The 23,561-nt window shown below is 61.5% G+C and carries 23 protein-coding genes and 1 tRNA gene; 18 read left to right on the top strand and 6 right to left on the bottom strand.

What is annotated here, in order from left to right:
• The first annotated feature begins 145 nt into the window (after positions 1-145).
• Both B3605_RS20755 and B3605_RS20760 read left to right on the top strand, forming a co-directional pair.
• On the top strand, positions 146-451 hold the full coding sequence (locus B3605_RS20755; RefSeq protein WP_112941742.1) for an ETC complex I subunit: 306 nt from the start codon (positions 146-148) through the stop codon (positions 449-451).
• Positions 452-514: 63 nt separating this feature from the next.
• Positions 515-591, top strand: a tRNA-Arg gene (locus B3605_RS20760).
• Positions 592-900: 309 nt separating this feature from the next.
• Here the strand turns inward: B3605_RS20760 and B3605_RS20765 are convergent.
• Entirely contained in the window at positions 901-2,109 is a 1,209-nt protein-coding gene (locus tag B3605_RS20765; protein WP_112941741.1) for an MFS transporter, read from the bottom strand.
• A 130-nt stretch (positions 2,110-2,239) separates the two neighbouring features.
• Here B3605_RS20765 and B3605_RS20770 point away from each other — a divergent pair, with 130 nt between their 5' ends.
• The 9 genes from B3605_RS20770 (at position 2,240) to glpK (ending at position 12,418) form a co-directional block, all read left to right on the top strand.
• On the top strand, positions 2,240-3,043 hold the full coding sequence (locus tag B3605_RS20770) for an AraC family transcriptional regulator (protein WP_112941740.1): 804 nt from the start codon (positions 2,240-2,242) through the stop codon (positions 3,041-3,043).
• Positions 3,044-3,212: 169 nt separating this feature from the next.
• Positions 3,213-4,739: a glycerol-3-phosphate dehydrogenase gene (glpD, locus tag B3605_RS20775; RefSeq protein WP_112941739.1), complete on the top strand. Its 1,527-nt coding sequence runs from the start codon at positions 3,213-3,215 to the stop codon at positions 4,737-4,739.
• 45 nt (positions 4,740-4,784) lie between these two features.
• Positions 4,785-5,861, top strand: coding sequence for an ABC transporter ATP-binding protein (locus tag B3605_RS20780; RefSeq protein ID WP_112941738.1), 1,077 nt, complete (start codon positions 4,785-4,787; stop codon positions 5,859-5,861).
• A 12-nt stretch (positions 5,862-5,873) separates the two neighbouring features.
• Positions 5,874-6,944 carry an ABC transporter ATP-binding protein gene (locus tag B3605_RS20785; protein ID WP_112941737.1) on the top strand — a complete coding sequence of 357 codons (1,071 nt, stop codon included), beginning with the start codon at positions 5,874-5,876 and terminating at the stop codon, positions 6,942-6,944.
• A gap of 3 nt (positions 6,945-6,947) precedes the next feature.
• Entirely contained in the window at positions 6,948-7,814 is an 867-nt protein-coding gene (locus B3605_RS20790; protein WP_037178749.1) for a carbohydrate ABC transporter permease, read from the top strand.
• A 25-nt stretch (positions 7,815-7,839) separates the two neighbouring features.
• Entirely contained in the window at positions 7,840-8,667 is an 828-nt protein-coding gene (locus B3605_RS20795) for a carbohydrate ABC transporter permease (protein ID WP_112941908.1), read from the top strand.
• A 14-nt stretch (positions 8,668-8,681) separates the two neighbouring features.
• Positions 8,682-8,963, top strand: coding sequence for a DUF2160 domain-containing protein (locus B3605_RS20800; protein ID WP_037178747.1), 282 nt, complete (start codon positions 8,682-8,684; stop codon positions 8,961-8,963).
• Positions 8,964-9,040: 77 nt separating this feature from the next.
• Positions 9,041-10,765, top strand: coding sequence for an ABC transporter substrate-binding protein (locus B3605_RS20805; RefSeq protein ID WP_047505507.1), 1,725 nt, complete (start codon positions 9,041-9,043; stop codon positions 10,763-10,765).
• Between the two features lie 150 nt (positions 10,766-10,915).
• Positions 10,916-12,418, top strand: coding sequence for a glycerol kinase GlpK (glpK, locus tag B3605_RS20810; RefSeq protein ID WP_112941735.1), 1,503 nt, complete (start codon positions 10,916-10,918; stop codon positions 12,416-12,418).
• Here the strand turns inward: glpK and B3605_RS20815 are convergent.
• Positions 12,408-13,193 carry an IclR family transcriptional regulator gene (locus B3605_RS20815; protein WP_047505503.1) on the bottom strand — a complete coding sequence of 262 codons (786 nt, stop codon included), beginning with the start codon at positions 13,191-13,193 and terminating at the stop codon, positions 12,408-12,410. The genes glpK and B3605_RS20815 overlap by 11 nt on opposite strands.
• A gap of 166 nt (positions 13,194-13,359) precedes the next feature.
• Between B3605_RS20815 and B3605_RS20820 the strand changes: the two genes are divergently transcribed.
• From B3605_RS20820 to B3605_RS20835, 4 genes are all read left to right on the top strand, one after another.
• Entirely contained in the window at positions 13,360-14,514 is a 1,155-nt protein-coding gene (locus B3605_RS20820; protein WP_112941907.1) for an amidohydrolase, read from the top strand.
• A gap of 176 nt (positions 14,515-14,690) precedes the next feature.
• On the top strand, positions 14,691-16,130 hold the full coding sequence (locus B3605_RS20825) for an MFS transporter (RefSeq protein ID WP_112941734.1): 1,440 nt from the start codon (positions 14,691-14,693) through the stop codon (positions 16,128-16,130).
• 177 nt (positions 16,131-16,307) lie between these two features.
• Positions 16,308-18,851, top strand: coding sequence for a mechanosensitive ion channel family protein (locus tag B3605_RS20830; RefSeq protein WP_112941733.1), 2,544 nt, complete (start codon positions 16,308-16,310; stop codon positions 18,849-18,851).
• Between the two features lie 195 nt (positions 18,852-19,046).
• Positions 19,047-19,877, top strand: a complete 831-nt coding sequence (locus B3605_RS20835; protein ID WP_112941732.1) for a response regulator — start codon at positions 19,047-19,049, stop codon at positions 19,875-19,877.
• An 87-nt stretch (positions 19,878-19,964) separates the two neighbouring features.
• Here B3605_RS20835 and B3605_RS25770 read toward each other — a convergent pair whose 3' ends face one another.
• Complete coding sequence (locus B3605_RS25770; RefSeq protein ID WP_018900461.1) at positions 19,965-20,984, bottom strand: GlxA family transcriptional regulator; 1,020 nt, start codon at positions 20,982-20,984, stop codon at positions 19,965-19,967.
• A gap of 11 nt (positions 20,985-20,995) precedes the next feature.
• Here B3605_RS25770 and B3605_RS20855 point away from each other — a divergent pair, with 11 nt between their 5' ends.
• Entirely contained in the window at positions 20,996-21,196 is a 201-nt protein-coding gene (locus B3605_RS20855; RefSeq protein ID WP_162725177.1) for a hypothetical protein, read from the top strand.
• An 81-nt stretch (positions 21,197-21,277) separates the two neighbouring features.
• Here the strand turns inward: B3605_RS20855 and B3605_RS20860 are convergent, their stop codons facing one another.
• Complete coding sequence (locus tag B3605_RS20860; protein ID WP_111561972.1) at positions 21,278-21,478, bottom strand: hypothetical protein; 201 nt, start codon at positions 21,476-21,478, stop codon at positions 21,278-21,280.
• A 78-nt stretch (positions 21,479-21,556) separates the two neighbouring features.
• Positions 21,557-21,811: a hypothetical protein gene (locus tag B3605_RS20865; protein ID WP_112941731.1), complete on the bottom strand. Its 255-nt coding sequence runs from the start codon at positions 21,809-21,811 to the stop codon at positions 21,557-21,559.
• A 72-nt stretch (positions 21,812-21,883) separates the two neighbouring features.
• Between B3605_RS20865 and B3605_RS20870 the strand changes: the two genes are divergently transcribed.
• Positions 21,884-22,825 carry a LysR family transcriptional regulator gene (locus B3605_RS20870; RefSeq protein WP_026283379.1) on the top strand — a complete coding sequence of 314 codons (942 nt, stop codon included), beginning with the start codon at positions 21,884-21,886 and terminating at the stop codon, positions 22,823-22,825.
• A gap of 153 nt (positions 22,826-22,978) precedes the next feature.
• Positions 22,979-23,134, top strand: a complete 156-nt coding sequence (locus B3605_RS20875; RefSeq protein ID WP_047505485.1) for an entericidin A/B family lipoprotein — start codon at positions 22,979-22,981, stop codon at positions 23,132-23,134.
• 6 nt (positions 23,135-23,140) lie between these two features.
• Here B3605_RS20875 and B3605_RS20880 read toward each other — a convergent pair whose 3' ends face one another.
• Complete coding sequence (locus tag B3605_RS20880; RefSeq protein WP_183794602.1) at positions 23,141-23,488, bottom strand: hypothetical protein; 348 nt, start codon at positions 23,486-23,488, stop codon at positions 23,141-23,143.
• Positions 23,489-23,561: the final 73 nt, after the last annotated feature.

Below are 23,561 nucleotides of genomic sequence, written 5' to 3' on the forward strand. Positions count from 1 at the left end.
ACGCCTCCGAATTATGGCTTTTCGCTTGAAAAGGAAGGGATTCGCCGCTAAGCAAAATTCATCTATCTGTGCGATCGTAGATGAAGATGTCCCGCACGGGGGCAGTCCATTGATTGCGAAAGCCATAATTCGGAGGCGTGCAGCTATGTCTGCCAAGATCTATCGTCCAGCAAAGACCGCCATGCAATCCGGCAAGGCAAAGACTCATCTCTGGGTGCTGGAGTTCGATCAGGAAGCGCCGCGCACGATCGACCCGATCATGGGCTACACCTCGTCGTCGGACATGCGCCAGCAGGTGAAGCTGAATTTCGAAACGCAGGAACTGGCCGAAGCCTACGCGCAGCGCAACGGCATCGAATACCGGGTGATCACGCCGAAAGATCCGCAGCGTCAGACGGTGGCATATCCGGATAATTTCCGCTATACGCGCACGCAGCCCTGGACGCACTGATCGGACCCTACCGATCGCTGCCAGAGCCCATGCCTTCGATGCGCCCAGGCGCATCGGCAGTGTGGCCCCTTAGCTCAGCTGGATAGAGCACCTGCCTTCTAAGCAGGTGGTCGCAGGTTCGAATCCTGCAGGGGTCGCCATTTTCTGCAATTTCCCTCCCGGACTTGAATTCGCCACATTGACCTCCCATATGAGGCCCATCGGCATTGCTGGTCAGTGTTCCACACAGCGGACGCTCGCAGTTGCCGGTATCGCTTTTATGCTTTTGACCACGGATGTACTGGCACTGGTGTGAGATGCGAATAGGAAGGTCGGTGCGGTTTCGCCCCGGCCTTTTTTATTGTCCGGAATTGGGGCCGGCTCAAAAGCTTCACATGACATTCAAAGACGAAAGGCCGAAGCAGGTGCTTCGGCCTTTTGTGGTTTAGATGGTGCTCGGCTTGCCTCGGCTATTTCGCTGATGTTGCGTGGCGCCGGCCTTTGCCGAGGTCCGGCAGGAAGACGGTGAGCAGGCCGAGCAGCGGCAGGTAGGAGCAGATGTTGTAGACAAAGACGATGCCCATGCGGTCCGCGACCATGCCAAGGGCCGCGGCGCCGATGCCGCCGATGCCGAAGGCGAAGCCGAAGAACAGGCCGGCGATCATGCCGACGCGTCCGGGCACCAGTTCCTGCGCGAAGACGACGATGGCCGAGAAGGCCGAGGCCAGGATGATGCCGATCACGAAGGTCAGCACGATCGTCCAGGTGTAGCCCGCATAGGGCAGCGCCAGGGTGAAGGGCAGAGCGCCGAGGATCGAGAACCAGATGGTGAACTTGGTGCCGAACCAGTCGACGATCGGGCCGCCCGCGACCGTGCCGATGGCAACCGCACCCAGGAAGACGAAGAGCAGGATCTGCGCCTCTTGGACCGACACCTGGAAGCGTTCGATCATGTAGAAGGTGTAGTAGCTCGAAAGGCTGGTCATGTAGACGTATTTCGAGAAGACCAGCATGGCGAGGACCGCGATCGACATGATCACCTTGGCGCGCGGCAGCACGACGGCGGGCACCGCGGCCTTGCGGCCGGCATTGGTGCGGCGGTGGTTCGAATACCAGACGCCGACGCGCCACAGGATGATCATGCCCGTCAATGCGGCAACCGAGAACCATGCGACACTGGTCTGTCCGCGCGGCAGCACGATGAAGGCGGCGGCCAGCGGGCCGATGGCCGAGCCGAAATTGCCGCCGACCTGGAACAGCGACTGCGCCAGACCATGGCGTCCGCCCGACGCAAGGCGGGCGACGCGCGAGGATTCCGGGTGGAAGACCGCTGAGCCGAGGCCGACAACGCCAGCGCCGACGAGCAGCACCCAGTAGGCATGCGCATAGGCGAGCAGCACCAGGCCGATCAGCGTGAAGCCCATACCGATCGAGAGCGAATAGGGGAGCGGGCGCTTGTCGGTGTAGATGCCGATCAGCGGCTGCAGCAGCGAGGCCGTGACCTGGAAGACCAGGCCGAGCAGGCCGATCTGGGTGAAGTCGAGACCGTAGCCGTCCTTGATCATCGGATAGAGGGCCGGGATGAGCGACTGCATCGTGTCGTTCAAGAGATGGCAGAAGCTGACTGCCATGATGATGCTGAAAACCGTCTGTTCCGCGGAGTGTTTCTCCGCCGTCATTGTACCTGTCGTCACGATGTTCCTCCTGAGAAACTGACTATCCGCATAGTCTCCTTGCGGCAGTCCCGCTTTCGTGTTTTGGTCTCATTCTTTCGCGATTGGGCCAGGGCTTATGAAAGCGTTGCAAAATATGACGTCGGCGGAGCTGGCGAAGCTCCATGTCGAGCGGCTGGCGGCAATCGAAGCGGCGTCCGAGCCGGTTCACACCATCCCGTCGGAGTATCCTTCGGGCTATCACGTGGCCACCCATCGGCACAGCCGCGCGCAGTTCGTCTATGCGCGCACCGGCGTGGTCATGGTGTCGTCGCGGCAGGGACGCTGGATGGTGCCGCCGGAGCATGCGCTGTGGATACCGGCCGAGCTGGACCACTCTGTGGATATGCTGGGCGAGGTCACCATGCTTTCGGCCTATATCAGCTCCGATGCGCTGGTCGCGCTGCCTGAGGCCATTCGCGTGGTCGGGCTTACCGATCTTGCGCGAGCGCTGATCATCGAAGCGGTATCTCCAAGTGGAGACCTCAAGGGTTCGCGGCGGCAGCGGCTGGTGGTGGCGCTGCTGCTCGAGGAGATTTCGCGTTTGCCGGACCGCTCGCTCGGTCTGCCCATTCCTGGTGACGCAAGGCTTGCGGGGCTCTGCCGCGCCTTTCTGGCGAACCCGACGGCGCGGCTCCTGATCGACGACTGGGCCGAGCAGCTGAACATGAGCCGGCGGGCGTTTACCCGCGCTTTCCGGCGCGAGACCGGCATCAGCCTTTCCACATGGCGACAGCAGGCAGCCTTGTTCACGGCGTTGCCGCGGCTGGCGGCGGGCCAGCCGGTCACGACAGTTGCGTTCGATCTCGGTTACGAAAGCGTCGCGGCGTTCACCACCATGTTCAAGCGCATGCTCGGCGCGCCGCCTCGCGCCTATTTCAGGGTTGCCGAGCCCAATTGAAATTCCTCGATAATTTCGAATGCAGGCATTTCGCGCTGTCACACGCCCGACATCGGCGCGCGGCATAACTGTGCGAAACATTCGTTTGACATTCGAATAAGTTTCGCTTTAACTGTTTTCACTTTCGCAATTGCGTTGTCTTGTTTGCGTTGCGGCATTTTCTGGGGGCATGGGACGCGTGAGCGGTCAGATTCACGATCTTTTCGTTATCGGTGGCGGCATCAACGGCTGCGGTATCGCGCGTGACGCGATCGGGCGCGGCTATTCCGTTGCGTTGGCCGAGATGAACGATTTCGCCTCCGGCACGTCCTCTGGTGCCACCAAGCTCATTCATGGCGGCCTGCGCTATCTCGAACATTACGAGTTTCGTTTGGTGCGCGAATCGCTGATGGAGCGCGAGATCCTGTGGGCGATGGCGCCGCATATCATCTGGCCGATGCGCTTCGTGCTGCCCTATCACAAGGGCGGCATCCGGCCGGCTTGGCTGATCCGGCTGGGGCTGTTCCTCTACGACCATCTCGGTGGTCGCAAGCTTTTACCGCCGACCAAGGTGCTCGACATGCGCCGCGATCCGGCGGGCAAACCGCTGAAGTCGCTGTTCACCAAGGCGTTCGAATATTCCGACGGCTGGGTGGATGACGCTCGCATGGTGGTGCTGAACGCGCGCGACGCGGCCGATAAGGGCGCGCTGATCATGCCGCGCACCAAGGTCGTCTCCGCGCACCGCGAGAACGGTGTCTGGGCGATCGAGACCGTTGATACGGTGACCGGCGAGAAGCGGCATTTCCAGGCGCGGATGCTGGTCAACGCAGCCGGTCCATGGGTCGATCACGTCATTCGCGCTGCCTTCGGGCAGAACGAGGCGCGGCATGTGCGTCTCGTCCAGGGCAGCCATATCGTGGTGAAGAAGAAGTTCAACGATCCCAGGGCCTACTTCTTCCAGAACCCCGACAACCGCATCATCTTCGCGATCCCCTACGAGCAGGATTTCACGCTGATCGGCACCACCGATCGCGACTACAAGGCCGATCCGAAGGATGTGAAAATCTCCGACGAGGAGACAATTTATCTCTGCAAGGCCGCGAGCGAGTATTTCAACGAGCCTGTGCGGCCTGAGGATATCGTCTGGACCTATTCGGCCGTGCGTCCGCTGTTCGACGATGGCGCGTCCAAGGCGCAGGAAGCGACGCGCGATTACGTGCTGAAGCTCGAGGGTGAGGGCGCGCCGGCGCCTTTGCTCAATGTGTTCGGCGGCAAGCTCACCACCTATCGCCGGCTGTCGGAACACGCGCTGGAGAAGATCGGTGCGGCAATCGGCGCCAAGGGTGCCCCGTGGACTGCCAAGAGCCATCTGCCCGGCGGCGACTTTCCGGCTCAGGGATACGAGGCGGAAGTGCGCAAGCTGAAGGGCAGCTATCCGTTTCTCATCGATACGCATGCCCGCCGCCTCGTTCGCCGCTACGGCACGAAGGCTGCGGTGCTTTTGGGACAGGCGCGCGGGACCGAGGATTTCGGGCGCTGTTTCGGGAGCGACCTCTATGAGGTGGAGGTTCGCTACCTGATCGAGCACGAATGGGCGAGACACGCCGATGACGTGCTCTGGAGGAGAACGAAGGAGGGCTTGCGCCTGACGAGGGAGCAAGCCGCGGTTTTGGAGGAGTACATGGCCGCGCTACCGGCTCAGATGGCCGGATAAAAGAGCGGCATGTGGTCCCCGCTGTGAGGAGGCACGGGAACCTGAATGCTGGAATTGCGAAACATCGCAAAGACGGTGGGTGCGGATACGCATATCCACGCGACCGATCTCGCGTTTGAACGCGGCACGCTGAACGTGCTCCTGGGACCGACCCTGTCCGGCAAGACGTCGCTGATGCGGCTGATGGCCGGGCTCGACCGGCCGACCAGCGGGACGATCCATTTCGACGGCGTCGATGTCACCGGCATGCCGGTGCAGAAGCGCAATGTCGCAATGGTCTACCAGCAGTTCATCAACTACCCCGCCTTCACGGTCTACGAGAACATCGCCTCGCCGATGCGCATATCGGGCAAGGATACCGCGACCATCGATCGCGAAGTCCGCAAGGCCGCCGATCTGCTGCGGCTGACGCCCTATCTCGACCGCACGCCGCTCAATCTCTCCGGCGGTCAGCAGCAGCGCACGGCGCTTGCCCGCGCGCTGGTCAAGAACGCCAGCCTCGTGCTGATGGACGAGCCGCTTGCCAATCTCGACTACAAGCTGCGCGAAGAACTGCGCGCCGAGCTGCCCAGGATCTTCGCGCAATCCGGCGCCATCTTCGTCTATGCCACCACCGAGCCATCCGAAGCGCTGCTGCTCGGCGGCAATACGGCGACGTTGTCGGAAGGGCGGGTGACGCAGTTCGGGCCGACGATTTCGGTCTACCGTACGCCTCGCGACCTCACCACCGCCAAGACTTTCGCCGATCCGCCGCTCAACTTTATCGATGTCGTGAAAGCCGGCGCGACGTTCCAGCGCGACGGGCGCGATGTGTTTTCGGTGCCGGCGCATCTGGCCGGCATGGCCGATGGACCGGTGACGGTGGCGTTTCATCCGCATCATCTCGGGCTTGCCGCGCAGACGCCGGGCGCCGTGCAACTCAGGGCGCGCACGCAGCTATCGGAGATCACCGGCTCGGAGAGCTTCGTCTACCTCGATTACGAGGGTGTGCGCTGGGTGATGCTGGCGCATGGCATTCACGACATCGATCCGGACACCGATATCGGCGTGTTTCTTGATGGCCGCCACTTGATGGCATTCGACACCAGCGGCCGGGCGATCTCGTCCGGCGCAACGGCTTGAAGGGGTAGGGACATGGCACGCATCACGCTCGACCACATCCGCCACGCTTACGGGCCGAACCCGCAATCGGACAAGGACTACGCGCTGCGCGAAGTCGATCACGAATGGAACGACGGCGGCGCCTATGCGCTGCTCGGGCCATCCGGCTGCGGGAAGACGACGCTGCTCAACATCATCTCCGGCCTGCTGCAGCCTTCGCATGGCCGCATCCTGTTCGACGGCAAGGACGTGACCAATCTGGCGACGCAGGCGCGCAACATCGCGCAGGTGTTCCAGTTCCCCGTGATCTACGACACGATGACCGTCTACGACAATCTCGCCTTTCCGCTGCGCAACCGCGGCGTATCGGAGCCCGAGGTTGATCGTCGCGTTCGCGAAATTCTCGAGATGATCGATCTCACACCGATGGCGCGGCGCAAGGCGCAGGGGCTGACCGCCGACCAGAAGCAGAAGATCTCGCTCGGCCGGGGACTGGTGCGCAGCGACGTCAACGCCATCCTGTTCGACGAACCGCTGACGGTCATCGACCCGCATATGAAATGGGTGCTGCGCTCGCAGCTGAAGCGGCTGCACAAGCAGTTCGGCTTCACCATGGTCTATGTCACGCACGACCAGACGGAAGCGCTGACTTTCGCAGACAAGGTCGTCGTCATGTACGAGGGAGAGATCGTGCAGATCGGCACGCCCGCCGAACTCTTCGAAAAGCCGAGCCACACTTTCGTCGGTTACTTCATCGGTTCGCCCGGCATGAACGTCCTGCCGGCAAAGCTCGACGGCAGCAGGGTGACAATGGGGAGCGAGACCCTGTCTCTCGACTACGCGCCGATGGCTGCCGCGGGCGCCAAGACGGAGCTCGGCATCCGGCCGGAATTCATCCGCCTTGGGCGCGACGGCATGCCCGTCACCATCAACCGGGTCGAGGATATCGGCCGGCAGAAGATCGTGCGGGCGGATTTCGCGGGCCAGCCGATCGCCATCGTTTTGACCGAGGATGCCGAGATACCCGCGGAGGCGCGGGTCACCTTCGATCCCAAGGCCATCAACATCTACGCCGATTCCTGGCGCGTCGGCAGGGAGGGCTGAGCCATGAACAAGACCTGGAACAACAAGGCCTGGTTTCTGGTGCTGCCTGTGCTGGTGCTCGTCGCCTTCTCGGCGGTGATCCCGCTGATGACGGTCGTCAATTACTCGGTGCAGGATACGTTCGGGAACAACGAGTTCTTCTGGGCGGGCACGGACTGGTTCGTGCAGACGCTGCAATCCGATCGCTTCTGGGCGGCCTTGCAGCGCAATCTTGCCTTCTCGTTGATCATCCTGGCGCTGGAGATTCCGCTCGGCATATTCATCGCGCTCAACATGCCGAAGAAGGGGATCGGTGTGCCCGTCTGCCTCGTGCTGATGGCCTTGCCGCTGCTGATCCCGTGGAACGTCGTCGGCACGATCTGGCAGGTGTTCGGGCGCGTCGATATCGGCCTGCTCGGCCATACGCTGGAGGCGATCGGGCTCGACTACAATTACGTCCGCGATCCCGTCGATGCGTGGATCACCGTCATCGTCATGGACGTCTGGCATTGGACGAGCCTTGTGGTGCTGTTGTGCTACGCCGGCCTCGTGTCGATCCCGGATGCCTATTATCAGGCGGCGAAGATCGATGGCGCGTCGCGCTGGTCCGTCTTCCGCTACATCCAGCTGCCGAAGATGAAGCGCGTGTTGCTGATCGCCGTGCTGCTGCGCTTCATGGACAGCTTCATGATCTACACTGAACCCTTCGTCGTCACCGGCGGCGGCCCCGGCAATTCGACCACCTTCCTGTCGATCGATCTGGTGAAGATGGCCGTCGGTCAGTTCGACCTCGGTCCGGCGGCCGCGATGTCGATCATCTACTTCCTGATCATCCTGCTGCTCTCATGGATCTTCTACACCGTGATGACCAGTGGCGACGAGAACGCGTGAGGAGGAGAGGACAATGGCCCAATCCATGACACAGACGATGAAATACAAGCCGGCCGGCAACTTCTCCTGGGTGGTCTCGACCATCTACATCATCTTCCTGCTCTTGCCGATCTACTGGCTGGTCAACATGAGCTTCAAGGAGAATGCCGAGATCACCGGCACCTTCTCGCTCTGGCCGCAGAACCCGACGCTCAGGAACTACACGATCATCTTCACCGATCCGTCGTGGTACAACGGCTATATCAACTCGATCACCTATGTGGTGATGAACACCGTCATCTCGGTGCTGGCGGCGTTGCCTGCGGCCTATGCCTTCTCGCGCTACCGGTTTCTCGGCGACAAGCACCTGTTCTTCTGGCTCTTGACCAACCGCATGGCACCGCCCGCCGTTTTCGCGCTGCCGTTCTTCCAGCTCTATTCGGCATTCGGCCTGATCGACACCCACATTGCTGTCGCGCTGGCGCATTGCCTGTTCAACGTGCCGCTGGCGGTCTGGATCCTCGAAGGCTTCATGTCCGGCGTGCCGAAGGAGATCGACGAGACGGCCTATATCGACGGCTATTCGTTCCCGCGTTTCTTCATCCGCATCTTCATGCCGCTGGTGGCATCGGGGATCGGGGTGGCGGCCTTCTTCTGCTTCATGTTCTCGTGGGTGGAGTTGCTACTGGCCCGCACGCTGACGACCACGGCCGCCAAGCCCATCTCGGCGATCATGACGCGCACGGTCTCGGCCTCGGGGATGGACTGGGGCGTGCTGGCGGCGGCCGGCGTGCTCACCATCATTCCCGGCGCGCTCGTCATCTACTTCGTCCGCAACTACATCGCCAAGGGCTTCGCGCTCGGCCGCGTCTAAAGGGGAGACCAGACATGAACTTTTCCTGGATGGCGTGGACGCTGCCGACCGCATTGTTCTTTCTCACGATCCTCGTGCTCCTGATCGGCATGAGCATCTGGGAATATCTGGCGCCGGGCGGCTCGCCGCGTGTCGGGGTCTTGAGGTTCGAGACTACGCGGGGAGACCGTCTCTTCATTTCGCTGCTGGGAGCAGCGTTCATTCATCTCGCATGGCTGGGCCTCGTCGGGCCCAACCTGTGGTGGGCTCTTGGGCTTGCCGTAGTCTACGCCATCGGCGTGTTCCGCTACGTGTGAGGCCAGGGAGATACAGATGGCCGGGGGTACTGGCCGCCTGACGTGAAGACTGCAATCGCAAACCTTGGGAGGATATCATGCGACGGCATCTACTAGCGACAACAGCAGGCATCTTGCTGGCCATGGCGGGTTCCGCCTATGCCGGCATGGACGAGGCGAAATCATTCCTGGACAAGGAAGTCGGCGAACTTTCGTCGCTCTCGCGCGCTGACCAGGAAAAGGAAATGCAATGGTTCATCGATGCGGCGAAACCCTTCGCTGGCATGGACATCAAGGTCGTTTCCGAAACACTGACCACCCATGAATATGAATCGAAGGTGCTGGCGCCGGCGTTCACCGCCATCACCGGCATCAAGATCACCCACGACCTGATCGGCGAAGGTGACGTCGTCGAAAAGCTGCAGACGCAGATGCAGTCGGGCGAGAACATCTACGACGCTTACGTCAACGACTCTGACCTGATCGGCACCCATTGGCGCTACCAGCAGGCCCGCTCGCTGACCGACTGGATGGCGAACGAAGGCAAGGATGTCACCAATCCGGGACTCGACATCAACGACTTCATCGGCACCAAGTTCACGACCGCGCCGGACAAGAAGCTCTACCAGCTTCCCGACCAGCAGTTCGCGAACCTCTACTGGTTCCGGTACGACTGGTTCAACGACGAGAAGAACAAGGCGGACTTCAAGGCGAAGTACGGCTACGACCTCGGCGTTCCGGTCAACTGGTCTGCCTATGAGGATATCGCCGAGTTCTTCACCGGCCGTGAAGTGAACGGCAAGAAGGTCTTCGGCCATATGGACTACGGCAAGAAGGATCCGTCGCTCGGATGGCGATTCACCGACGCCTGGCTGTCGATGGCCGGTAACGGTGACAAGGGCCTTCCGAACGGTCTTCCCGTCGACGAGTGGGGCATCAAGGTCGACGAGAACTCGCGTCCTGTCGGTTCGTGCGTCGCGCGCGGCGGCGATACCAACGGTCCGGCTGCCGTCTATTCGATCCAGAAGTATCTGGATTGGTTGAAGGCCTATGCACCGCCGGCAGCGCAGGGCATGAACTTCTCCGAATCCGGCCCCGTGCCGGCGCAGGGCGAAGTGGCGCAGCAGATCTTCTGGTACACGGCGTTCACGGCCGATGCCGTCAAGCCGGGTCTGCCTGTCGTCAACGAGGACGGCACGCCGAAGTGGCGCATGGCACCAAGCCCGCATGGCGTCTACTGGAAGGACGGCATGAAGCTCGGCTATCAGGACGTGGGTTCCTGGACGCTGATGAAGTCGACGCCTGACGATCGCGCCAAGGCCGCATGGCTCTATGCGCAGTTCGTGACCTCGAAGACGGTCGATGTGAAGAAGAGCCATGTCGGTCTCACCTTCATCCGCGAATCCACCATTCGCGACAAGAGCTTCACGGAGCGCGCTCCGAAGCTCGGCGGTCTGGTCGAGTTCTATCGCTCGCCGGCCCGCGTGCAGTGGTCGCCGACCGGCACCAACGTTCCTGACTATCCGAAGCTGGCACAGCTTTGGTGGCAGGCCGTCGGCGATGCGTCCTCCGGCGCCAAGACCGCCCAGGAAGCCATGGATTCGCTTTGCGCCGAGCAGGAAAAGGTCCTGCAGCGCCTGGAGCGCGCCAAGGTCCAGGGCGATATCGGTCCGAAGCTCGCCGAAGAGCATGATCTCGAATACTGGAACAAGGACGCGGTCGCCAAGGGCAACCTCGCTCCCCAGCTGAAGATCGAGAACGAGAAGGAAAAGCCGGTTACCGTCAATTACGACGAACTGGTCAAGAGCTGGCAGTCCCAGTAACGGGCGCCACGGCCGGGGCTTTAAACCCCGGCCAATCTCCATGCCGGCGGCACGCGAAGGCTGTCGCCGGTTCTCTCCATTTTCAAATCTATATTGGCAACCTGCCGTTCGAGCGGCGGGAACGGTACTCCTATTCAGTCGGAACAGATCATGGGCGGGTTCATTCTGGCGATCGATCAGGGCACGACGTCGTCGAGAGCGATCATCTTCGACGACGGAATGACGATGGTCGCCTCGGCGCAGATGGAAGTCCGGCAGCATTATCCGCAGGCGGGCTGGGTCGAACATGATGCCTTGGAGATATGGGAGAGCGTCGTCGCCACCGCGCGGCAGGCGATCGACAAGGCGGGCATCGCGGCTTCGGCGATCGCCGCGATCGGGATCACCAATCAGCGTGAAACCACCGTTGTATGGGACCGCAAGACCGGCAGGCCGCTTTACAGGGCAATCGTCTGGCAGGACAGGCGGACCGCGGAAATCTGCGACAGCTTGAAGGCGGATGGTTATGAGAAGCTGGTTCGCGCCAAGACAGGGCTGCTGCTCGACCCCTATTTCTCCGGCACCAAGTTGCGCTGGCTGCTCGACAATGTCGAAGGGCTGCGGGAGCGCGCACGGATGGGCGGTGTTTGCTTCGGCACCATCGACAGCTGGCTTATCTTCAATTTGACGGGCGGGCGGGTTCACGCGACCGACGCGACCAACGCTTCGCGCACCATGCTTTACAACATCACCGATGCGACCTGGGACGACGAGCTTTTGGGCGTGCTTGCAATACCGGCGCCGCTCCTGCCTGACGTCAAGGACTGCGCTGATGATTTTGGGGTCACGGACAAGTCGATCCTCGGAGCGGCAATCCCGATCCTGGGCGTTGCCGGAGACCAGCAGGCGGCGACGATCGGCAATGCCTGTTTCGATCCTGGCATGATGAAATCGACCTATGGAACGGGTTGTTTCGCGCTGCTCAATACCGGGCGGGATCGTGTCGCCTCATCGAACCGGATGCTGACGACGATCGCTTATAGGCTGGACGGTGAAACGACCTATGCGCTCGAAGGGTCGATATTCATCGCGGGTGCGGCCGTGCAATGGCTGCGCGATGGGCTCGGCCTCATTTCGCGTGCCTCCGACAGCGGCGCTTTGGCTGTTGCGGCCGATCATGGGCAACGCGTGTACATGGTGCCCGCATTCACAGGTCTCGGCGCGCCCTATTGGGACCCGCAGGCGCGCGGCGCGATCTTTGGATTGACCCGCAACAGCGGGCCGGCGGAGTTGGCGCATGCGGCGCTTGAATCGGTCGCCTACCAGACGCTGGACCTGCTGGTGGCTATGCGCAAGGATTGGGGCGAGCGTCGGATCGGGACAGTGCTCAGGGTCGATGGCGGCATGACGAATTCCGACTGGACGATGCAGCGCCTCGCCGACATCGTCGCCAATCCCGTGGATCGCGCCGCGGCGCAAGAGACGACCGCTCTCGGTGCTGCATGGCTTGCGGGGTCGCGGGCGGGTGTCTGGCCGGAGCGCGCCGCTTTCGCGAAAGCATGGCACAGCGACCGCCAGTTCCTGCCGACGATGCCGGACACCGAAAGACAGGCGAAGATCGCCGGCTGGCGTGATGCCGTCTCGCGAACGCTTTCGCGCCCGCTCACCCCGTGATCTTCACGTCCGATCCGGCCAGCAATGACAGGTCGCGCGCGGCCTGTTGCAGCATGACGATCGTTTGCTCGATATCGGGTGCGTCGGGCGCGTTGACGAGGCCGATATAGGGGCAGGTGAGGGCGGCAATGACGCGGCCGTCGGGGCCGAGGATCGGGGCGGAGAGGTTGTGGACGCCGGCGGTCTGGGCGCTCGGCATCTTCTCGTAGCCGCGTTCGCGGATGTCGCTCAGGCGCTGGTAGAACTCCGGTCCCGGCCGCTTGGTCTTGGGATCGCGGGCATGTTCGGCGATCATCATCTCGCGCTCTTCATCGGTGCGGAAGGCCAGCAGCACGTGGCCGGAGCCGGTTTCGAGCAGGCTCATATGCGAGCCGACGCGGATCGAGATGCCCCAGTAATTCGGCGCCTCGTGCTGGGCGATGACGACGGCCGATCCACGGTCGAAGACGACGAGATGGTTCGCCTGGCGGGTGCGCTGGGCGAGGTCGCGCATCAGCGGCATGGCGAATGAGGCGAGGCGGCGGGCAGGGGCGTGCAGCTGCGACAGGCCGAAGAGCTTGAGCGTCAGCGTGAAGCGGTCGCCCTCAAGCTTGGTGACATAGCCACGACGCACGAGCCGGTCGAGCATGCGGTAGAATTCGTTGGGACTGCGGTCGAGGCGCTTGGCGATTTCCGCCTGGGTGAGCCCCTCCTCGACGCTCGCCAGAAGCTCGAGGATATCAAGCCCCTTGTCCAAGGCAGGCGCCCGGTACCGGTCGGCTTCATCCGCGTCCATGCTGTTCTCCTGTGAATATGCCTTTACATATACAAATAGGCCGAAGCCGGAAAGCGAAAGTTCGGCCGTGCTATCGACTGTGCGGGACAACTTCCCCGTTTCACGAAGCGGCTTGCTACCCAGGTCAGGCGCACATAGCATGCGGCAGATTTGCAGGATGACGCCGATGTTTCTGACGCAGGAAGAGCTTTCAAATATCACTGCGTTTCGTCGCGAGCTCCACCGCTACCCGGAGGTGTCGGGCGAGGAGGTCGAAACCGCGCGCCGGGTGCAGGAAGCGCTGCTTCTGGCAAAGCCCGATCGGATCGTCTCGAACCTTGGCGGCCATGGCGTTGCGGCGGTCTATGATGGGGCCATTCCGGGGCCGACGGTGCTTATTCGCTGTGAGCTCGATGGGTTGCCGATCGAGGAAATCTCCAACGAGGAATATCGGTCGACCATCCCGGGCAAGGGACATCTTTGCGGTCACGACGGCCACATGTCGATCCTGATGGCGGTTGCAACCGCGCTTGGGCAAAAGCGCCCGAACAAGGGGCGTGTGATCCTGCTGTTCCAGCCGGCCGAGGAGAATGGCGCAGGTGCTACCGCGGTGCTCGCCGATCCTCAGTTCGCAACGCTGAAGCCTGATATGGCGCTCTCGGTGCACAATCTTCCAGGCGTGCCGCTTGGGCATGTGCTGCTGCGCGAAGGGCCTGTCAACTGCGCGTCGCGCGGGATGAAGATCGTGCTCAACGGCAAGACGTCCCATGCCTCCTGCCCGGAGGATGGCGTTGCGCCGACATTCGCGCTGGCGAGCCTGCTTGGCGGGCTCACGGCGCTTGGGAGCGTCGCACCTGTCGGTCCCGATTTCGCGCTGGTGACCGTTACCCACGCCCGGCTCGGCGAGCCTGCCTTCGGTATCAGCCCCGGGCGGGCCGAGATATGGGCAACGTTAAGGACGCTGACCGACGAGCGGATGGCCGGCCTGGTGCAGCGCGCCGAGATGCTGGCGAAGAACGAGGCGGATGCGGCCGGGCTGACGATCGAGATTACCTATGAGGATGTGTTTCATCAGTGCTTCAATTCGCCGGAAGCCGTCGATGCACTGCGGCGGGCGCTGGATGACGAGGGCGTCAGCCATCAGAGCGATAGCCGCCTGCTGCCGATGAAGGGCTCGGAGGATTTCGGGCTGTTTCGAACCGTCGCGCCATCGGCGATGTTCTTTCTCGGGTCGGGCGAAACGCATCCGCAACTGCACAACCCGGATTATGATTTTCCCGAGGCGTTGATCCCGATCGGGGCCGGCGTGTTTTTGCGGGCGATCACCAATATCCTCGGCTGATGGTGCCGCAGATTTGACTGATGTCATGTGCGCCGGCGCATGGAAATTGCCCGCGCAGGTCGTTTTTCCCTTTCCCGCTCGGCACGATCGGCCTATCTACGATCGGGTTCGACCGACGCCCCACGCCGCACGTGCTGTTGCCGGCCGTTTGATCCAGATTTCACATTGGCAGATTCATGACAGCAGTTGAGACGGTCGAGGCGGATGGTGACGCGGGCAGCGCGCGCCGTTCGAAAATAGTGGCGCTTGTCGTCGCCGTATCCTTCTTCATGCAGATCCTTGACGGCACGATCGTCACCACCTCGCTGCCGCAGATGGCGGCGAGCTTCGGTGTTCCCACGATATCGATGAGCATCGGCATCACCGTCTACATGCTGACCATGGCGGCATTCATTCCGCTGTCGGGCTGGCTTGGTGATCGCTATGGCGCGCGCCGTGTCTTCATGGCGTCCATCGCCGTGTTCACCGTCGCCTCGCTGCTCTGCGGGCTTTCCGAGAATCTGACCGAATTCGTGCTTGCCCGCGCGGTCCAGGGTGCCGGTAGCGCGTTGATGACGCCGGTGGGGCGGATCATCGTGCTGAAGAACGCACGCAAATCCGAACTGGTGCAGGCCATCGCTTTGATTACGTGGCCGGCGCTGACGGCACCCGTCATCGGGCCGCTTTTGGGCAGCGTCATCACCACCTATGCAAGCTGGCACTGGAACTTCCTGATCAACCTTCCGATCGGAATTCTCGGCATGGCGCTTGTCTGGCGTTTCGTGCCGGAGCAGCGCGAGGAGGATGCCGGACGGCTCGACGTGCGCGGCTTTATCCTGAGCGGCGCCGGGTTGACGCTTCTCCTGGCGGCGCTCGAACTGTCTGCGAAATGGCATGGCGGTCTTTTGCCGGTCGGCGCGATGCTGGTTGCCGGCATCGTGCTGTCTTTCATCGCCTACAGGCATTTCATGCGGGTCGACAATCCGCTGCTCGATCTCTCTTCGTTCAAGGTGCAGACCTTTGCGATCGCCACACTCTCGGCCGGAACCGCAAGCCGCACCTCCATCAACGCGCCGCCGTTTCTGCTGCCCCTGTTGTTCCAGCTCGGCTTCGGGCTGAGCTCGATCGAAGCGGGCATCTACCTGCTGGTCTATTTCCTCGGCAATCTGAGCATGAAGACGGTGACGACGCCGTTGCTCGCGCGGTTCGGCTTCCGGACGGTGCTTTTCTTCAACGGGCTGATCGCGGCACTGACAATTGCTGCCTGCGGCTTTCTCGTGCCGGAGACGCCGCGTTTGGTGATCTACGCCTTGCTGTTCATCACCGGCCTGTCGCGCTCCATGCAGTTTACCGCGCTGAACACGATTGCCTTTGCCGATATCAGCGGCGCGCAGAGAAGTTCGGCCTCGACCTTGTCGAGCATGCTGCAGCAGATGTCGATGTTGCTCGGTGTCGCGATTGCGGCCGCCGTTCTCAACGTGTCGGCTGCCGTTCGCGGGCTTGGCGATCCCGGACTTGTCGATTTCCGCTGGGCTTTCGTTGTCATCGGCGCGATCGGCGTCGTGTCGACGCTACGGTTTCTGCAATTGCCTCACGACGCCGGCGCCGAGGTTTCGGGACACAAGCGTCAGCGGTAGCGCCTAGCGGTGATCCGGGTGCGGCCGATTTCCACGTCGCCGCCCGGATCGTGACGTGATAGCGAGGGCTCAGATGATTCCTTCGAGCCGCGTCGCCTTTCTGTCGCCTTTCTTTCCTATGAAAAGCGGGCGCTCGTTCTTACTACCGAACTTGCTACCAAACTTGGCGGGGATACCTTGCGGCTGACACGTTTTCTGCTTCAGAGCTTATTGTTTGTCTCGCTGGCCGTGGCCGGCGCTGGTTCCAGCCATGCGCAGACCCCGCCACCCGCAGCACCTACGCAGAGCGCTCGGCCAGCCGCTGAGCAGACTCCCCCGGCGCAAAGCGGGCCGGGCGATCAGGCCGCCAAGCATATGGCCAAGGCGAAGGCCGATTTTGCGGCACTTCAGGAAAACTTGAAGCAGAGCGTCGACGACGATGACGGGCTGGTGGCGCTGGCGGGGCGGGCGGATGAGCTCAATCGCGGCGTTGCCGGGATTGCCGGTGGTATCACGCCACGCCTCGATCAGATCAAGGCACGTCTGGCCGAACTCGGCGAGCCGCCGAAGGACGGGCAGCCGCCCGAGGCCGAGATCGTCGCTAACGAGCGAAACGCCTTGATGTCGGAGCGCGCGCAGCTCAATGTGGTGCAGGGCGATGCCGAAACGCTGACCGCCTCGCTCGGGCGGATGAGCAACCAGATCGCGGAACTGCGCCGCAAGCTGTTTGCCGCGACACTGCTTCGCCGCAGCGACATTTCCGCCTCCGTGCTTGCCGACGCCGGCACCGCGTTTGTCCAGGAAGTCGGCGCATTCCAGCAGGCGCTGGCGAGCTGGCTGGGCTTCGTGCTGAAGTTCAAGGCCTTCGCCTTTGCCGCCGCGATCTTCATGTCGCTTGCAACAGCCCTGATCCTTCTGTCGGGCAGCTACCGGCTCTTCGGGCACTACCTGCAGCGCAAGGAGAGCGATGAACCACCCTCCTATATCAGCCGGTTGTCGATTGCCTTCTGGTCGACGCTGGTCAGAACCTTGTCGCTCGCGACGCTTCTGGTCACCTCCTATCTCTTCCTCGATAGCTTCAACGTTCTGAGGCCCGACATCGCGCCTGTAGTGGCAGCGCTGTTTTCGACGATCGGCGTCATCTATTTCGTTCGGCGCTTCACCAATGCCGTGTTTGCGCCGCGCGATCCGCAGTGGCGTCTCGTCCGCCTGTCCAATCGCGGTGCAAGCTCGATCAGCGCGTGCCTGCTGGCCATGGCGATCGTCCATGCGCTGGACTTCTTCTTCGGCAGCATCAGCGAATCGATGGGCTCGCCACTCGTTCTCACGGTCGTTCGCAGTTGGATCGCGGCGCTGATCATCGGCCTGATCCTGATCGCGGCGTCCTTCGGGCGGCCGATGATGGCGAAGAGCCGTGATCCCGATGCGCCTGGCCGGCATTGGCCGAAGGGGCTGGCGATCGTGCTCCGCGTACTGGGCGGCGGTCTCATTTTCGCGGCGCTGACCGGTTATGTCGGTTTCGCGCGCTTCATCGCCTCGCAGCTGATCTTTACCGGCGCGATCGGCGTCACGACCTATATCGGCCTGCTCTCGGGCAAGGCGATTTCGCGGACGGAAACCTTCGGGGATACGCGGCCTGGCCAGTATCTGGCGTCGCGCTTCAAGCTCGGGCCCGTCGTGATCGACCAGGTCGGGCTGCTCGTCGGCTTCTGCATCTACGGCGTGGCGCTGGCAACAGGTATTCCGCTCATCCTGCTGCTCTGGGGCTTCCATGTGCAGGACTTGCAGCTGATCGCCTACCGCCTGTTCACGGAAGTCCGGCTCGGCGGCATCAGCATTTCGCTGGTCGGCATACTCACCGGTATCCTGCTGTTTGCCGGCTGCTATCTCCTGACGCGCTGGATCCAGCGCTGGCTTGATAACAACGTCATGGCCCGCAGCCATGTCGACCTTGGCGTGCGCAATTCGGTCAAGACAGGCATCGGTTACCTGGGTGTCGGCATCGCGGCGCTGATCGGCGTGTCGGCTGCCGGTATCGATCTGTCGAGCTTCGCGCTGGTCGCCTCGGCGCTGTCCGTAGGTATCGGTTTCGGCTTGCAGAACATCGTGTCGAACTTCGTGTCCGGCCTGATCCTGCTTGTCGAGAGGCCGTTCAAGGTTGGCGACCACGTGGTGTCAGGCACGGCGGAAGGCATCGTCAAGCGTATCTCGGTGCGTGCGACGGAGATCGAGACCTTCCGCAAGCAGTCGATCATCGTGCCGAACTCGGAGCTGATCAACGCCAATGTCGGCAACTGGACCCATCGCAACAAGATGGGGCGCTCCGAAATCCCTGTTTCGGTGAGCTATGATTCCGATCCGCAGAAGGTGATGGATATCCTGCTCGAGCTGGTGAATGCCGTGCCGCTGGTGCTGCGCAATCCCGAGCCGCATGTCGAGTTCCTGCGCTTCGGTCCGTATTCGCTGGATTTCGAGCTGCGCTTCATGCTCGGCGACATGGGCGACGGGTTGAAGGTGCGCAATGATCTCAGGATCGCGATCCTCAAGCGCTTCCGCCAGGAGGCGATCGAGATCCCGTTGCCGCAGAGCGACGTTGTGTTCCATCGCCAGCCGGATACCGTCACGCCCGACGCCGATGTGCTGGCGACGGAGCCGGCAGTGGAAGAGGCTTCCGCCGACGCCAAGATCGACGAGGACGATGGCCGCGTTCGCCGGCTGCGCGGGAAGACGGCTGACGGCTAAGCCGTCTGCCGGCTCGTCACTAGGCGATAGAATAGCGCCGCGCGAACAGTCCTTTAATCATGTTGCGAAGAAAGGCCCTGCGGCGTGTTCTTGCGGTCATTTGTGCCGCAAGTAAGCTTGCCGTTTAATACTTATTCAAACCGCCCCATGTACCGATTTGAAGCAGGGAGACCGATTTCAGTTTGGGGTTTTGACATGGCGTTTTTGGGGATTTCCGGGATGCAGTATTCCGGTGACACATTTAATGATGTTCGTATTGTTCTGGCGGAGGATTCGAACGTCTTTACGTCGATGATCAGCACGCGTTTGAAGGAACTCTTCAACATCGACGTGGAGATTTGCCGGAATTTCGAAGATCTCCAGCTGTGCTACGACAAGTCGTCCCAGGAAATCACGCTCGCCATTTCCAACATCAATCTGCCGGGCGCCGAAAACGGCGAGGCGCTTGAGTATCTGGTCGATCTCAGCATTCCGACGATCGTCTTCACCGGTACGTTCCATGAAGGCATGCGCGACAAGCTGCTGGCCAAGGATATCGTCGACTACATCCTCAAGGACAACGTCTTCGCCGTCGATCTCCTGGCCGAATCCATCTGCCGCTTCCTGACCAACCATCGTCATCACGTGTTGATCGTCGACGACAGCGCCACGGCACGCGCGCTGCTGTCGAGCCGTCTGAAGCGCTATAATTTCCGTGTGAGCACGGCCGATAGCGGCGCCAAGGCGCTCGAGATCCTCAAGGCCAACCGCGACATCGGGCTGATGATCACCGACTACAACATGCCTGATATCGACGGCTTCGAACTGACGCGGCGCATCCGTTCCAGCATCGGCTCGCATCAGTTGCGGATCATCGGTGTATCCTCGTCGTCCAACCGGTTGCTCTCGGCTCGGTTCCTCAAGGCCGGCGGCAACGACTTCATGCTGCGACCGTTCATCGACGAAGAGTTCTATTGCCGCGTCAACCAGAACCTCGACACGCTGCTGCAGATCCAATCGATGCAGCCGATGCGCAAGAGCGCGTAAGCGACCGCATTCACGGAGCACCTAAAAAGAGAACCCGAAGCGCGTGGAGCGTTTCGGGTTTTTTCGTCTTGGGTTTTGCTTTTCCGCTCAGGCCGCGATGGCCTGGCGGGCGGTCGCCATCGTCATCTTGCGCTCGGCGCGCTCCTGCTGCGGCGAGCGGTGGTAGAGTTCGCGATAACACTTGGAGAAGTGCGACGCGGAGACGAAGCCGCAGGCGACGGCCACTTCAACCACGGGCATCGACGACTGCACCAGCAGGTGACGGGCGCGGTCGAGCCTGATTTCGAGATAATAGCGGGCAGGGGAGCGGCCCATTTCCTGGCGGAACAGGCGCTCGATCTGGCGACGCGACAGGCCGGCGCCGTCTGCGATCTCCAGCAGCGACAAGGGCTCGGCGAGATTGCCTTCCATCAATTCGATGATCGACAGAACCTTGCCGTTCTGGACGCCGAGACGGGCGCGCAGCGGCAGGCGCTGGCGATCGTGCGGGCTGCGGACGCGGTCGGTCAGGTGCTGCTCGCAGACGCGGTTCACCAGCGTCTCGCCGAAATCCTCGCCGATCAGGTTGAGCATCATGTCGAGCGAAGCGGTGCCGCCGGCGCAGGTGTAGAGATTGCTGTCCACTTCGTAGAGGTCGGCATAGACCTCCGCCTGCGGGAAGGCTTCGGAGAAGCCCGGCAGGTTTTCCCAATGGATCGCGCAGCGCTTGCCATTCAGGAGACCGGCCTGGGCAAGCACATGCGCGCCCGTACAGAGACTGCCGACGGCGACGCTGCGATTGTAGGATTCGCGCAACCACGCATTGACGGACTTGTTGTTGAATTCCTCGACGTCGATGCCGGAACAGACCAGCACCATGCTCGGACGGTTCTCGCCGCCGAGGTTGCGACGCTCGTCTGCCAGCGACGTGTTGGCCTCGACGCCGATGCCGCAGGAGGAATAGACCTTTTCGCCATCAACCGAGGTCAGGCGCCAGGTATAGGCCTGATAGCCCAGCATGCGGTTGGCGATGCGCAGCGTATCGATCGCGGCCGAAAAGGGCAGCATCGTAAACTGCGGTACCATGAAGAAGACGATGGAGCGTTTCTTATGCGACATCTTGCTCATGTGAGAAATCCATGATGGAGGGCCAATGTGCTATTGGTGCTTGGATTGCGCCGCTTAGATATTCAGAAAGCGACATTCTCATGGAAAAATGCGGCCGCAAAGAGCAAAAATGCGACATTGCTTTAATTGACGTCGGTCAATTGGCTTTTGATAAGAACAAATGTTCGCCAAAAGCCCTCTTGGAAATACATGTTCCTGATATTCAAGATTAAATCACGAGGGGCCTAAAACGACGAAAGCGGCGCTGCGGGTAAGCAGGCGCCGCTCTCATGCGGGGAGGTATGTCGCATCCATTACATCGCCTTGTGGTCGTCTACATTATCCGCCGACGGCCAGCCAAAATCCTTGCGCATGTCGATCGGCATGGCTTCGATTTCGCGTGCTGCCTGCCACTGATGCCATGCGCGTGCAACCTTGCGGGCATAGGCTGACAGGGAGTGGTCGTGATGCGCCACATGGGGCAGCTTGTTGTCTCTGAAGGTGATCGTGGTCATGTCGAATGTCCTTTCTCGTATCGACCGACGTCTCTCGGTTGTGAATTCGTTGTTACTGATATGGTCCTTCGCGGCCCATCAATCAAACGAATAGAGTTTATGGCTATCATCAATCATTTTGAATGATTGGCCGATCGTGTGGATCGGGCAGCCAATGGCGCTGATGATGACGACGGTGATGCCTGCAGGCGTGTAGCGGTGTGGCACGTTCACGTCGGCGGCAAGGTGGCCGGGCTGGCGCGCGATCTGCTCCATTGCTGCGCGTCGCGTTGCCAGAATGCGGCGGCGACCGATGAAGTCGCGCAGTCTGTCTATGTGCGTTTGAGTGGTCATCGGTTTGTCTCCTTCATCGAAGTGATCCGATGCCAACCAGACTGAACCTCCGTTGACTTTCAATCAAACAAAATGATATTGTGTTATGTATCAAGAAAATTGAAAGATGAGATGATGACAGCTCCGCTTCGCCGTCCCATTCCGCTCCTCGACAACGATGTGCTGCGCACCTTCGTGGCGATAGCCGAGACCGGCAATTTTTCAACGGCAGCCGAAGCTGTCTTCCGAACGCCGTCGGCCGTGTCCATGCAGATCAAGAAACTAGAGGAGCAGCTCGGCGCGACGTTGTTTCTGCGCGACGCGCGCTCGGTGTCGCTGACGCAGCACGGAGAGGTGCTTCTCTCCTACGCGCGCAACATGCTGGCTCTCTCCAACGAGGCGGTGTCGCGCTTCATCATGCCGGAGTTGAGCGGCGTCGTGCGGCTTGGGGCGCCCGAGGATATCGGGGAGCGGATACTGCCCGGCATCCTGAAGAACTTCGCCGAGAATTTTCCAGGCATCATGGTCGACGTCACCATCGACATGAGCCTTGGGCTGCGCAAGCGCATGGAGGAACAGAGGCTCGATCTGGCGCTGATCAACTGCGCCACGCGCCCCCTGCCGACCGATGGCGAGATCGTCTATCGCGAAAGGCTGGTCTGGGCAGGCGCCAAATGCGGCACCGCGCATCGGCGCGAGCCTCTGCCGATCTCCATCTGGGAAGAGGGTTGCATCTGGCGGCTGGAGGCGCTTGCGCAGCTTGAGCGAATGAAGCGGGATTTCCGCGTGGCGTTTCTAAGCGGCCATACGATGGCGCAGCGCGCCGCCGTGGTCTCCGATCTCGCGATCGCGCCTCTGCCGCGCTCCTATGTCGGCGAGGACATGGAAATCCTCGGCGCGCAGGACGGGCTGCCCGAGCTCGGCTCCTTCGATATCCGCCTGTTGACCGTCTCGCAGATGACCGCGCCGATGAAGACGGTGGCCGAAAGCATCCGGCTGGCATTCAGCGAGAAGGCCAAGGCGATCGCCGCCTGACGGCCATTCGGGCACGGTGTTGGTGCCCGGCTAATATCGCTCATTTAAAAAAGAGAAGTCCGGCTGAAACCTTTTTGGGTTCAGTGCGTTATCAGCGCGCAGCAGTCGCGTGACTGGCTGCGGAGAGCGGTTTTTAACAAGGGATTTTCGACTATGACCACCACGGTAAAGATTGGTGCTGCCATCATGCTTCTTTTCACTCTTGCCTCTTGCGCCAACACCATCCGTGGCGTCGGTCGCGATACGGCGAACGCCGTCAACGCCACGCAGGATGCTGGTCGCAACGTCAATCACGCCGCTCAGCGTTAAGCCGGCTCAGATCTTCGCCTGCGGATAAGCTTTCTCCAGCCCACCCGATGCCGTCAGGCCTTTGCGGAAGGCGGCATAGGCGGGATGTTGGCTTGACTTGGAAGCTTCCATAAGACGAATCTGGAGACGCGGCGGTGCGGCGTCTCCAACCCATTTTCCGAATGCCTCGAGTTTCAGCGAATTCAGGAACGGTGCGCGCGACGCATTGTCGAGGTAACGATGGACGCCATCAATCAGGCTGTCGTCCTGCGCCGGATTTTCCATGATCAGCCCAAGATAGGACTTGTCCTGTTCGCCCAGCGCGGAAAACTTGGCGGCGATCGTCTCGGAATCGGGAAACGGGGCTGAGGTCATTGTCATTCTCCATGTCGTGTCATTCGTCGCTGGACGCGGCGAGTCGTCTTTGGCGACTTATATGCAACGCGCT

Origin of the sequence: Rhizobium sp. UBA1881, assembly GCF_002338015.1 — a bacterium.
Classification (GTDB): Bacteria; Pseudomonadota; Alphaproteobacteria; order Rhizobiales; family Rhizobiaceae; genus Rhizobium.